The sequence below is a fragment of the Streptomyces sp. 130 genome, from assembly GCF_007096885.1.
Lineage (GTDB): Bacteria > Actinomycetota > Actinomycetes > Streptomycetales > Streptomycetaceae > Streptomyces.
Genome location: NZ_VJNO01000006.1, coordinates 65,658 through 78,407, shown reverse-complemented (window position 1 = coordinate 78,407; position 12,750 = coordinate 65,658). Strand labels below are relative to the sequence as shown.

Genomic DNA, 12,750 nt, shown 5'->3' with positions numbered 1-12,750 from the left:
CGCGACGGTCAGCGGGAAGCCGAGCGCGGGGGCTGGGCCGTGGAACCGCGGACGACCAGTTCCGGTTCGAAGAGGAGCTCGTCCGACGGCACGGCGCGCCCACCGATCTGCACGGAGAGCAGTTCCACGGCGGCCCGCCCCATCGCCTCGATGGGCTGGCGGACGGTGGTGAGCGGCGGCTCGGTGCAGTTCATGAAGGCCGAGTCGTCGTATCCCACGACGGACACGTCGCCGGGCACCGAGAGGCCCCTTCGGCGCGCCGCGCGCACGGCTCCGAGGGCCAGGGGGTCACTGGCGCAGATGAAGCCGGTGACGCCGTCGTCGAGCAGCCGTGCGGCGGCGGCCTGCCCGCCCTCCAGCGAGAACATCGCGCGCGTCACCCACTCGTCGGGGATGGTCGCGCCGGACTCCTGCGCGAGCGCCCGGGCGGCGGCCAGTTTGCGCTGCGAGGGCATGTGGTCCGAGGGGCCGAGCACCAGGCCGATGCGCTCGTGTCCCAGGGACACCAGATGGCGCCACGCCTGCTCGACGGCCACGGAGTCGTCGCAGGAGACGCAGGGAAAGCCGAGACGGGCTATGGCGGCGTTGATCAGCACGACGGGGATCTTGCGGTCGGCCAGCACCTTGTAGTGATCGTGCGGCGCGTCGGCCTGGGCGTAGAGGCCGCCGGCGAAGACCACGCCCGAGACCTGCTGCTGCAGAAGCAGTTCCACGTAGTCCGCCTCGGAGACGCCGCCCTTGGTCTGCGTGCAGAGGACCGGGGTGAGCCCCTGCTGGGCGAGCGCACCGCCGACGACCTCGGCGAAGGCGGGGAAGATCGGGTTCTGCAGTTCCGGCAGCACGAGGCCGACCAGGCGGGCCCGTTCACCGCGCAGCTGGGTCGGGCGCTCGTAACCGAGGACGTCCAGCGCGGAGAGGACGGCCTGCCGCGTGGCGTCGGAAACGCCCGGCTTGCCGTTGAGCACCCGGCTGACCGTGGCCTCGCTGACTCCAACCTTCTGTGCCACCTGAGCAAGTCGTCGCGTCATACGCGCAAGATTAGCGCAAGAAACGCAAGCAGATTGCGTGGGGGCGGAATCAGAGACGAATTTCAGCAAGTCCGGCGGGCCGCCTCGGCCGGCCCCTCACTGGAGCTGGGCCCGTCCGCTCTCCATCGGCGCCACCGTACCCGTCACCGCCCCGCTCAGGCACCCCTGGAGGCGTGCGTCGAGCCGCCCATATCCTTGACGGCGTGAACGAGTTCGGCGGAGGCGGCGGCCGGCACCTGTCCCTGACCAACGGCGGCACAGCGGTGTTCGTGGACGTGCTGACGTTCGCCGTCTCGTCACTGGCCCGGGCACCCTGGGATTTCCGCTTCGCCGCGCTTCTGTCGCTGCAGAACCAGAATGTGATGGGGCGCGGCATGGTCGGCTTCGATCTGGAGGAGCTCGACTGGGGTGACTCGCCGCAGGAGGCCGCCGCGGCCAAGGACTTCCTGCTGCGCGTCCTCGACCTGGCCCTGACCCACCACCGGTGGGACGAGCTGACGTATGAACCACCCCGGGTGGAAGGTTACTTGCGCACCTACCGGGCGATGGCCGAAGCCTTCGACCCCGCCACCGCCAGGCCCGGCCGGAGAGTCCTGCCCGGCCCGCAGGAGGCCGCGAGGGCCTCCTGCGTACGTCACCGCGTCCTGAACGGGCTGCCGTTCTGGGAGGAATGCGTGTTCTGCACGGATGGCGTCTGAGCGCGGGACCGGCGCTCAGACCGCCCCGGCCCCGGTCATCGCGCGCACCTCGATCTCGGCATGCCTGGCCTCGTCCGGCGGCTCGTGCGCGGTGACGGTGCCGGCCCAGCCGGCGAGGAAGCCCAGCGGGATGGAGACCAGTCCGGGGTTCTCCAGGGGGAAGACCTGGAAGTCGACGCCGGGGAAGAGTGAGCTTGGGCTGCCGGAGACAACCGGGGAGAGCACCACGAGCAGCACCGCGGGGATCAGTCCGCCGTAGACGGACCAGACCGCCCCGCGGGTGGTGAAGTTCCGCCAGAACAGCGAGTAGAGCAGAACCGGGAGATTGGCCGACGCGGCGACGGCGAAGGCGAGCCCCACCAGGAAGGCCACATTGAGGTCCTGGGCGAGCAGGCCCAGCCCGATGGCTACGACCCCGATGCCTGCCGCCGCCACCCGGGCCACGGCCACCTCACTGCGCTGCTTGGCGCCGGGGCGCTTGAGCGAGGCGTAGAGGTCGTGGGCGACGGATGCCGACGAGGCGAGGGTGATCCCGGCGACGACGGCCAGGATGGTCGCGAAGGCGACGGCGGCGACCACGGCGAAGAGGACCGTCCCCCCGGTGGAGCCCTCGCCCCCGCCCAGCACCATGGCCAGCAGCGGCACGGCGGTGTTGCCCGCGGCATTCGACTCCCGTACGTCGGCCGAGCCGACCAGCGCGGCGGCCCCGAAGCCCAGCACGATGGTCATCAGGTAGAAGCTGCCGATGAGGCCGATGGACCAGACGACGGACCGGCGGGCGGCGCGCGCGGTGGGGACGGTGTAGAAGCGGGACAGGATGTGCGGCAGCCCGGCCGTGCCGAGAACCAGGGCGAGGCCCAGGCTGATGAAGTCGATGCGCGCGGTCCAGCTCCCGCCGTACCGGAGACCTGGCGAGAGGAAGTCCTTGCCGTACCCGCTGCGGTCGGCGGCGGAGTTCAGCAAGGCGTTGACGTTCCCGTGGAAGTGGACCAGCACGAGCACAGTGAGCACCACGGTGCCCGCCATCAGCAGGACGGCCTTGACGATCTGGATCCAGGTGGTGGCACGCATCCCGCCCAGCGAGACGTACACGACCATGAGCGCCCCGACACCGACGACGGTCCAGGAACGGGCGGCGCCGCTCGTCCCGCCGAGGAGGAGTGCCACCAGACTGCCGGCACCGACCATCTGTGCCACCAGGTAGAGCACCGACACGGTGACGGAGGACGTCCCCGCCGCGATGCGGACCGGGCGCTCCGCCATCCGGGCCGCGACCACGTCGGCGAGCGTGAACCTGCCGCAGTTGCGCACGAGTTCGGCGACGAGCAGCAGGACAACGAGCCAGGCGACCAGGAAACCGACCGAATACAGCATGCCGTCGTAGCCGAAGAGGGCGATCAGGCCGGAGATGCCCAGGAAGGACGCGGCGGACATGTAGTCGCCCGCGATGGCGAAACCGTTTTCCATGGGCGAGAAGAGCCGGCCGCCCGCGTAGAACTCCTCCGCCGAGCCCTGCCTGTTGCGGCTCACCCAGGTGGTGATGCCCAGGGTGACCGCGATGAAGGCGCTGAACAGCAGCAGCGCCAGGGTCTGGTGGTCGCCGCTCAACGCCCGGCCCCCCGTGTCATCTCCTGCGTCTCCCACCGCAGATCGAGCGCGGCCCGGTCCCTGCGCAGTCGCGCGTGCCGTGCGTACGCCCCGGTGAGCAGGAAGGTCGTCAGGAACTGGCCGAGCCCCACGACCATCGCAACATTGACCGCCCCGGCCACCGGCCGCGCCATCAGCCCGGGCGCGGTCACCGCCGTGACGACATAGGCGAGATACCAGACGAAGAAGGCCGTGGTGGCGGGCATGACGAAGCGCCGGTAGCGGCGGCGCACCTCCTGGAACGCCTCGCTGCGCTGCACCTCCAGATAGATGTCGGCCGCGCTGTGGCCACCGCGCGGTGCGGCCGGTGCGGGCACCGCGACGGGGGCGGGGCCGGCCGCGCCGTCCGGCTCCGCCCACCCGGAGGTCAGCGCGTCGTCCCACGGGTCGTCGAGCCGCGTCGCCGCGGACTCACGCCCTGCTTCCTTCTCCACCGCACAACTCCCCTTGTCCACGGACCACTTCGGCCGCGTATCCAAGAATGGGCAGTTCCGGAAGATCCCGGGCGCTTCATTCGCGAGACTTCACCTCATCAGGTGAAGGATCCCCTGGGGGGGGCGCGCCGTCCCTCGCGGGTACGCGTAGCGCGCCGTGGGACACCCCCGTCGATCCCCTGTCGTCGTTGCGCATGTGTGGGGACGACAGGGGGTCCGCGCCTTACGCCGGCCCGGACCCCGGAGCGGAGGCTCAGACGTCGATGCGCGAGCGGTCCAGCGTCGCCGCGGAGCTGGTGATGAACTCCTTGCGCGGCGCCACCTCGTTGCCCATCAGCAGATCGAAGACCTTCTCGCTGGACTCCAGGTCCCCGATGTTGATCCGCCGGAGCGTGCGGTGACGCGGGTCCATCGTCGTCTCCGCCAGCTGGTCGGCGTCCATCTCGCCCAGCCCCTTGTACCGCTGGATCGAGTCCTTGTAGCGGATGTTCTTGCGCTGGAGCTCCAGCAGCCGCTGGCGCAGCTCGTTGTCCGAGTACGTGTAGATGTACTTGTCCTGGCCCTTCTTGGGCTGGACCAGTTCGATCCGGTGGAGCGGGGGCACCGCGGCGAAGACCCGGCCCGCCTCGACCATCGGCCGCATGTACCGCTGGAAGAGCGTCAGCAGCAGGATACGGATGTGGGCGCCGTCGACATCGGCGTCGACCAGGAGGACGATCTTGCCGTACCGGGCGGCGTCGATGTCGAAGGTGCGCCCGGAGCCGGCTCCTATGACCTGGATGATCGCTCCGCACTCGGCGTTCTTCAGCATGTCGGAAACCGATGCCTTCTGAACGTTGAGGATCTTGCCGCGGATCGGCAGCAGCGCCTGGAACTCGCTGTTCCGCGCGAGCTTCGCGGTACCGAGCGCGGAGTCGCCCTCCACGATGAACAGCTCGCTGCGCTCCACGTCGTCGCTGCGGCAGTCGGCGAGCTTCGCCGGCAGCGAGGACGACTCCAGTGCCGTCTTGCGGCGCTGTGCCTCCTTGTGCTGGCGGGCCGCGATCCGGGTGCGGGCGGCTGCCACCGCCTTGTCGAGGACCGCCCTGGCCTGGGCCTTGGCGTCCCGCTTGGTGGAGGTGAGGAACGCCTTGAGCTCCTTGGCCACGACGTTGGCGACGATCCGGTTGGCCGCCGAGGTGCCGAGCACCTCCTTCGTCTGGCCCTCGAACTGCGGCTCCGCCAGGCGTACGGTCACGACCGCGGTGAGGCCCTCGAGGGCGTCGTCCTTGACGATGTCGTCCTCCGCCACGCGCAGCAGCTTCGCGGAGCGCAGCACCTCGTTGACCGTCTTGGTCACGGAGCGCTCGAACCCGGTCACGTGGGTGCCGCCCTTGGGGGTGGCGATGATGTTGACGAAGGACTTCACGTTGGTCTCGTACCCGGTGCCCCAGCGCAGCGCGATGTCCACGCCCAGTTCGCGCGTGACCTCGGTGGCCGTCATGTGCCCGCGGTCGTCCAGGACCGGGACGGTCTCCTTGAACGTGCCCTGCCCGGTCAGGCGCAGGACGTCGCAGACGGCCTTGTCCTGGGCCAGGTACTCGCAGAACTCGCTGATGCCCCCGTCGAAGCGGAAGGTCTCCTCCGTCTTGCCCGCGCCGTCCAGGCCACGCTCGTCGCGCACCACGATCGTGAGGCCGGGGACGAGGAAGGCCGTCTGGCGGGCACGCTGGTGGAGCGTCTCCAGGCTGAGCTTGGCGTCCTTGAGGAAGATCTGCCGGTCGGCCCAGTACCGCACGCGCGTTCCGGTGCGCGTCTTCGGGACGCGCTTGCCCTTGCGCAGCCCGTTGGCCGGGTCGAACGGGCTGTCCGGGCCCTGCTCGGTGAAGATCCCCGGCACGCCGCGCCGGAAGCTGATCGAGTGGGTCGCGCTGTTGCGGTCGACCTCGACGTCGAGCCTGGCCGACAGGGCGTTGACCACGGAGGCGCCGACGCCGTGCAGCCCGCCGGACGCGGCGTAGGAGCCGCCGCCGAACTTGCCGCCGGCGTGCAGCTTGGTCATGACGACCTCGACGCCGGAGAGACCCGTCTTGGGCTCGACGTCGATCGGGATGCCCCGGCCGTTGTCCCGGACCTCGACGGAGTTGTCGTCGTGGAGTACGACCTCGATGTGATCGCAGTAGCCGCCGAGGGCCTCGTCGACGGAGTTGTCGATGATCTCCCAGAGGCAGTGCATCAGACCGCGGCTGTCGGTGGACCCGATGTACATACCCGGGCGCTTGCGGACCGCTTCGAGCCCCTCGAGTACGAGCAGGTGCCGCGCGGTGTAGTTGGAACCGTCTCGGTCTGCTCCGGTCAGCAGCGCAGTGGACGGCACGGACGTATCGGCGGTCACGCGGTTCGCTCCTCGCTGAATTTCTTTTGGGGCCCTGTGGGTCACGGGCTCGGCTTCGGTGCCGCTGTGAGGGTACCGATGCCTGGTGGAGCGGGTGAAACGCCACCCTCGCAGAACCTCACCCTAAACCAGACTCGCATGCATGTTCGATCTCCCCGCAGGGGTGACGTGCACATCACGTTCCCTTCCAGGCATGAACCATTTAGGCTCCGGGCACGTCCTCATGAACAACCGGCAAGCCAGCCGGCCCGGACTGACCAAGCCAAGCAACGCGAAACCGTAGCGCCACGCAATACGGCACATTCGCCGCGAACCGGCAACAGACAGCCAGACCGAGAAGAAGTTTCGAAGAAATGCCACGAGCGGGAACGTTTTCGGCCTGGTTGGATGTTGACCCTGGTACGACAGCTCGTCGAGCTAGAGAAGAGGCGACGTGACTACTGTTCTGACCCCCGCGAGCCCGCTGACCGCAGCAGACCGCTGTGACCGTTGCGGCGCCCAGGCATATCTGCGCGTCGTGCTCATCAGTGGCGGTGAACTGCTCTTCTGCGCCCACCACGGTCGCAAGTTCGAGCCGGAACTCAAGAAGATCGCCGCGGAAATACAGGATGAGACGGACCGGCTGACGGCCGTGCAGGCCCAAGCCGCCGAAGAGGAACACTGACACCTCTGCATCCACGACGAGCCAGGGGCCGGTCCCGGACCGGCCGACGGGCGGCCTCCCCGTGAGGGAAGCCGCCCGTTCTCGTATCTGCGGAGCCCGCGCCGGTCAGTCGGCGTTCGCCATCCAATCGATGGCGGCGGAGATCCGCGTGTAGACACCGGGGTATCCGGCGCGCCCGCAGCCGTTCCCCCACGACACGAGCCCCACGAGGCGCCCCTGCGCCACCAGAGGCCCTCCGCTGTCCCCCTGGCAGGCGTCGTACCCGCCCTCGGGTTCGCCCGCGCAGAGCATCGATGAGGGCTCGTACGCACCGATGCTGCCGCCCGGGTACGCCTGTTCGCACGAGCTGTCGGGCAGGATGTCCACCCGGGCGGACCTGAGCGACGTCGCGTAGTCGCCGTACCCGGTGGTGTCGCCCCATCCGTAGACGACCGCGGGTGTGCCCGCCCGGTACGCCGGGTCACCGGCCTCGGCCAGGGGGATCGTGTCCCCCTCCGGCAGCGCCTCGGAGAGGGTGAGTACCGCGACGTCCCCGCTGTTGGTGCCGGCGTCGAACCCGGGGTTCACCCAGGTCCCGCTCACCGGGATCTCCTTGCCGCCCGAGCCGTTCAGCGCGTCCCGGCCGGAGATGATCCGCAGATCGCTCACCTGGTCCACATCGGTGCCCAGGGCCTCCCGGCTCAGACAGTGGGCGGCGGTGAGGACCTTCTTCGGCTCCACCACGACGCCGCCGCAGAACTGACCGGCCCGAGTACCCCCGAACCGGTCACGGCTGGACAGCGCCACCACCCAGGGGCTGTCCGCCACGTGGGCCGGCTGGCCTCCGATGATGATGCTGTCGGCGACAGCCGGAGCGGGGGTGGCCAGCGGTATCACGGCCGTGGTGGCGGCAAGGGCGAGCGCCCCGGTCAAGGTGCGGACGACAGTGCGGGACATGCGTACTCCTGACTCTGTGATGAACCTTGCCCACCCAGAGTCATCGCGGCGACGCCGATGCGCACCTCCGCCTCGGACGCACGTGGAGATCGGGACGCGACGCGGCGAGGGCCCGGTCCTCCGTGGGACCCGGGCCCTCGCCGCGTCGTGATACCGCTGCGGCCTAGTCGAGGTAGTCGCGCAGCACCTGCGAGCGCGACGGGTGGCGCAGCTTCGACATGGTCTTGGACTCGATCTGACGGATGCGCTCGCGCGTCACGCCGTAGACCTTGCCGATCTCGTCCAGCGTCTTCGGCTGTCCGTCGGTGAGGCCGAAGCGCATGGAGACCACGCCCGCCTCGCGTTCGGACAGCGTGTCCAGCACCGAGTGGAGCTGTTCCTGGAGGAGCGTGAAGCTCACCGCGTCGGCCGGGACGACCGCCTCGGAGTCCTCGATCAGGTCACCGAACTCACTGTCCCCGTCCTCACCCAGCGGGGTGTGGAGGGAGATCGGCTCCCGGCCGTACTTCTGGACCTCGATGACCTTCTCGGGGGTCATGTCGAGTTCCTTGGCCAGCTCCTCCGGGGTGGGCTCGCGGCCCAGGTCCTGGAGCATCTGGCGCTGGACGCGTGCCAGCTTGTTGATGACCTCGACCATGTGCACCGGAATACGGATGGTGCGTGCCTGGTCGGCCATCGCGCGAGTGATCGCCTGCCGGATCCACCAGGTGGCGTACGTGGAGAACTTGTAGCCCTTGGTGTAGTCGAACTTCTCGACCGCGCGGATCAGACCGAGGTTGCCCTCCTGGATCAGGTCCAGGAAGAGCATGCCGCGGCCGGTGTAGCGCTTGGCCAGCGAGACCACGAGACGGAGGTTGGCCTCCAGCAGGTGGTTCTTCGCGCGCCGGCCGTCCTCGGCGATGATCTCCAGCTCGCGCTTGAGCTTGGGGGCGAGCTTGTCGGAGTTCGCCAGCTTGTCCTCGGCGAACAGACCCGCCTCGATGCGCTTGGCGAGCTCGACCTCCTGCTCGGCGTTGAGGAGCGGGACCTTGCCGATCTGCTTGAGGTAGTCCTTGACCGGGTCGGCGGTGGCACCGGCGACGGCGACCTGCTGCGCGGGCGCGTCGTCCTCGTCGTCGTCGGAGAGGACGAAGCCCTTGTTCTCGCCCTCGCCCTCCTCTTCCTCGCCCTTGCCGACCTTGACCTCTTCGACGACGTCGTCGCCGTCGAGGATCTCCTCGTCCTGCTTACCGGCCTTCTTGGAGGCCGTCTTCTTGGCCGCCGTCTTCTTCACGGCGGTCTTCTTCGCGGCCGTCTTCTTGACTGCGGCCTTCTTCGCGGGCGCGGCCGCGGGAGCTTCCTCGGCCGACGGGTCCGCGGGCTCGGCGGACGGGGCGGCGGGCGCTGCCACCGTCCGCGTCACCGTCGTCTTGGCCGCGACGGTCTTGGTGGCGGTGCGCTTGGCCGGGCTCTTCGCTGCAACGCTCTTGCGGGCACGCTTCGACGGCTCCGCGGCACTGACCATCAGCGTCACACCCTCTTCCTCGAGGATCTGGTTGAGGCTGCGCAGAACGTTCTTCCACTGGGTTGGCGGAATCTGGTCAGCCTCGAAGGCCCGACGCACGTCATCGCCGGCGATCTGCCCATCAGCCTTTCCCCGCTCAATGAGCGCCATCACAGATTCGGACTCGGCGATCTCCGGCGGGAGCGTACGGGATGTGCTGGCCGACACGAACAACCTCTCGGAACGATGGAAACGGCTTCCGGCCCGGCCCGGAGAGGGCTGGAACCGACGACCGACGGGCGGGGAATGCACCGACGGCGCGGGCTTGGCCTCAGAAGTGCACAGCGCCCTGGGCGGCTGCTGTATTCCTTCTGCGACGGTCACCTCTTAAGTCATCGCGCTGTTTCAAGGAGCGTTACGGCCGTTCCGCGTGGCCCGAGTCACACCCCATTTGCGATGAACGCGACCAAGGCGACATCTCTCCACCCCGTGCCGCCGGACCGTCGAGGTCCGACGGCACGGGGTGGGCACACCCTGCCCGCGCGGCGGTCAGTGCTCGCGCGGCGCCGGCACCACGCGTTCCGCCTCGTGGTGCCCGACCAGCAGCTGGCGCATGGCCGACTCGGCACCCGCCGAGTCACCGGACGCGAGGGCGTCCACGATGTGCGCGTGCAGGGCCAGGGACGCCTCGCTGGGCCGGTCGCAAGCGGTGGCTGGGCCTCCCGACACCTGCAGCGCCGCGGAGACGATCCCGGAAAGGTGCTCCAGCATGCGATTGCCGGCGGCCTGGATGAGCAAGGAGTGGAACTCCGCGTCGGCGCGGGCGCACGTGATCATGTCGCCCTGCCCGAGCGCGTGCCCCATGATCTCGACCATGTCGACAAGACGCTGCTGAAGATCCTCGCGCCCGTGCCCTGCGGCAAGGCGGGCAGCGAGCGGCTCGATCGTCCACCTGAGATCACCCAGCTCGCGGCGCTGGTCGTCACGCTGCGGGCCGAAGGCGCGCCATTCGATGATGTCGGGATCGAGCAGATTCCAGTCACCGACCGGCCGCACTCGGGTACCGACATTGGGGCGGGCGCTGACCAGCCCCTTCGCCTCCAGTACGCGCAGCGATTCCCGCACAACGGTCCTGGAAACCTCGAAACGCTGGCCGATCTCCTCGGGCACCAGGGGGCGGTCCGCCCCGAGGTCGCCGGAGACGATCATCTGCCCCAGCTGCTGGACAAGTTGGCCGTGGAGCCCGCGGCCACGGCTGGCCGACCCCCGTCGGCCCACCCGGCCGAGTTCGGCTTCGGCGCCGTCCCAGGAGCGCGCGGCGGCGCGCTCGCCGGCCGGCGCCTCCGTGTACGGGTAACGGTCGAGTTCGCCCGGGCCGGCGAGGCCGGAATCGGCGGAGCGGGCGGTGGTCATCATGGTGTGCGCAAGGGTACTCACGCATCCTTTGTCGGCGGCTCCCATCCGCCCCTTGAGGTCTTTGCTGAAAAGCACACGAAAGGGTGATCGGCACTCGCCCATCAATTGACGCCTTACTGGTATAAACCGGACTTTCCGCTGGAGAGGTTACGGGGACGCCGCCACCCGCCGCCCGGCGTGCTCACCAACGGACCCTCCCGCGCAGGCCAGTGAGCAGAAACGCGCAGGTCAGGGCCGTCAGGGACAGCGCCAGGGCCGCACCCACGGGATGCGCCACGATCCGCGCGGCGGCCAGCATCCACCGGTCCGCCTCCCCCGGCCACTGGAGCCAGGCCAGATCCCGCAGCCGACCGGGAAGCCCAGCCATCGAACGCGTGGTCGCCGCCTTCGGCGTCCGCTCGACGAGCGGCACCATCACCACGGGCACGGCGAGCACAGCAGCGATGCCCGCCGCCGCCACCCGGAAGATGCCGGCGGCCAGCAGCCCGGCCCAGGCACAGCCGACCGTCAGAGCGGACCAGCTCACCGCGCTCGACACCGCGTTCGACGGGATGTCGAGCAGGCTCCCCCCGTACACGACGCGCAGGGCCGCGGCCGAGCCCAGCACGACGAGCGACGCCAGCAGAAGGGCGACCGCCCCGGACACCACCAGTTTGGCGACGAGCAGTCCGAGCCTGCGGGGCACAGTCCCCCGCCCGGTGGCGAGTGCCGGATAGCGGAACTCGTCGCCGAAGGACAGCGCTCCGAGAAGCCCGGCACCGAGCGCGGCGGGCGGCAGCGGCAGCAACGAGGGCCAGGCGGCGATCACGTGGACGAGGGGGGCGCGGCCGTCGCGGGCCATCAGCACGGAGAGACCGACGGAAGCGGTCAGCACGACGGCCATGATCGAGGTGGTCGTCCGCACCCCGAACAACCGGCGCAGTTCGTACCGCACCGGCCGCAAGGGCCCCCTGGCCGGGCGCCGCCTGATCGGCGGCGGAAGCTCACCCCGGGCGGCGGACCGCGAGGAGCGGGGGGAGTATCCGGAGTCGCCATCGACGGCGCTGCGCGATGACGCCGTACGGCCATCGGCCGCGGGATCGGCCGCGGCATCGGTCGCGCCCGCGGGACCCATGTCACCCACTTCGTCGGCGAGCTGGTGAACGGGGAGCCCGTGCCGGAAGGCGGCGTCGCCCACCTCCGCGCAGCTGCTGCCGTACACCGAGAGCCGGTTGCCGGCCGCCTCGGCGACGACTTCCACGGACCGTCGAGCGGCACGCGCTTCCCGGCTGACGATGGCCGCGAGGCGGGCGGCCTGCGGGGAGCGGACCGCCACGCGGGGCCGTAGGCGGGTACGGGAAAAGGCCGCTCCGTCCTGGTCGGCGACCACCCGCCCACCGTCGAGGGTGACCACATGACCGGCCGAGCGCGCGGCCTCCTTGGGGTCCCTGGTGGCGAACAGTACGGTTCCGCCCCGCTCGGCGTGGGTGCGCAGCATCCCGTGCAACCAGTCGGCCTCCTTGGGCACCAACCCCGCCGCCGGATCGTCCAGGAGCAGCGTGTGCGGGTCCCCGAGCAGAGCGCAGGCGAGCGCCAGCCGACGGTCCATACCGAGGGACAGGGTGGCGATGCGCTGATCTCTCAGGCCGGCGAGGCCCACCGCGTCGAGGAGTTCGTCGGCCCGGGAGACCGGTACGCCGGCCGCGGCGCAGAGCATGCGCAGCTGTCCCCGAACGGTGCGTGCGGGGTGCCCCGGCACGTCACCCAGCACCACGCCCACCTCACCGGCCGGGTTCGGAACGCGATGCAGCGGCCTGCCCCGGAAGTAGGTGACCCCCCGGCCCGCTTCCAGCTCGAGCATCAACCGCAGGGCTGCGGTCTTTCCGGAACCCGGTGCGCCCAGCAGTGCGGTGACGCACCCCGGCTCCGCGTCGAAGGTGAGGTCGTTTACGGCGGGGGCTTGTCCACGGGAGGGGGAGCTGGTCAGTCCGATGGCCTGGAGCATCGCTTCTCTCGCAGGAAATGGGACGGCGAAGGCGGAGCCGCCCGGCGGCGAGTGAGTACCGCAGCACGATAACCCGACATATCAGA

10 protein-coding genes are annotated in these 12,750 nt (G+C 69.9%); 2 read left to right on the top strand and 8 right to left on the bottom strand.

Annotation, left to right across the window (positions count from 1 at the left end; genetic code table 11):
- Positions 1 to 8: 8 nt before the first annotated feature.
- On the bottom strand, positions 9 to 1,028 hold the full coding sequence (locus tag FKN01_RS07580; protein ID WP_143617734.1) for a LacI family DNA-binding transcriptional regulator: 1,020 nt from the start codon (positions 1,026 to 1,028) through the stop codon (positions 9 to 11).
- A 203-nt stretch (positions 1,029 to 1,231) separates the two neighbouring features.
- On the opposite strand from FKN01_RS07580, the gene FKN01_RS07575 reads away from it, so the two are divergent.
- Positions 1,232 to 1,726, top strand: coding sequence for a hypothetical protein (locus tag FKN01_RS07575; RefSeq protein ID WP_143617732.1), 495 nt, complete (start codon positions 1,232 to 1,234; stop codon positions 1,724 to 1,726).
- Between the two features lie 15 nt (positions 1,727 to 1,741).
- Here the strand turns inward: FKN01_RS07575 and FKN01_RS07570 are convergent, their stop codons facing one another.
- The 3 genes from FKN01_RS07570 to FKN01_RS07560 form a co-directional block, all read right to left on the bottom strand.
- Positions 1,742 to 3,334: a cation acetate symporter gene (locus FKN01_RS07570; RefSeq protein WP_143617729.1), complete on the bottom strand. Its 1,593-nt coding sequence runs from the start codon at positions 3,332 to 3,334 to the stop codon at positions 1,742 to 1,744.
- Positions 3,331 to 3,807 (bottom strand): DUF485 domain-containing protein, encoded by a 477-nt coding sequence (locus tag FKN01_RS07565; RefSeq protein ID WP_143617726.1) that lies wholly within the window; start codon positions 3,805 to 3,807, stop codon positions 3,331 to 3,333. The genes FKN01_RS07570 and FKN01_RS07565 overlap by 4 nt, the downstream gene beginning before the upstream one ends.
- A gap of 253 nt (positions 3,808 to 4,060) precedes the next feature.
- Positions 4,061 to 6,181, bottom strand: coding sequence for a type IIA DNA topoisomerase subunit B (locus tag FKN01_RS07560; RefSeq protein WP_143617723.1), 2,121 nt, complete (start codon positions 6,179 to 6,181; stop codon positions 4,061 to 4,063).
- Positions 6,182 to 6,614: 433 nt separating this feature from the next.
- On the opposite strand from FKN01_RS07560, the gene FKN01_RS07555 reads away from it, so the two are divergent.
- Entirely contained in the window at positions 6,615 to 6,845 is a 231-nt protein-coding gene (locus FKN01_RS07555) for a hypothetical protein (protein ID WP_018105354.1), read from the top strand.
- A gap of 105 nt (positions 6,846 to 6,950) precedes the next feature.
- Here the strand turns inward: FKN01_RS07555 and FKN01_RS07550 are convergent, their stop codons facing one another.
- From FKN01_RS07550 to FKN01_RS07535, 4 genes are all read right to left on the bottom strand, one after another.
- On the bottom strand, positions 6,951 to 7,781 hold the full coding sequence (locus FKN01_RS07550) for a trypsin-like serine protease (protein WP_143617721.1): 831 nt from the start codon (positions 7,779 to 7,781) through the stop codon (positions 6,951 to 6,953).
- A gap of 163 nt (positions 7,782 to 7,944) precedes the next feature.
- Positions 7,945 to 9,492 (bottom strand): RNA polymerase sigma factor, encoded by a 1,548-nt coding sequence (locus FKN01_RS07545; protein WP_143617719.1) that lies wholly within the window; start codon positions 9,490 to 9,492, stop codon positions 7,945 to 7,947.
- 321 nt (positions 9,493 to 9,813) lie between these two features.
- Entirely contained in the window at positions 9,814 to 10,725 is a 912-nt protein-coding gene (locus FKN01_RS07540) for a FadR/GntR family transcriptional regulator (protein WP_313906142.1), read from the bottom strand.
- 136 nt (positions 10,726 to 10,861) lie between these two features.
- Positions 10,862 to 12,664, bottom strand: coding sequence for an ATP-binding cassette domain-containing protein (locus FKN01_RS07535; RefSeq protein WP_143617715.1), 1,803 nt, complete (start codon positions 12,662 to 12,664; stop codon positions 10,862 to 10,864).
- Between the last annotated feature and the right edge of the window lie 86 nt (positions 12,665 to 12,750).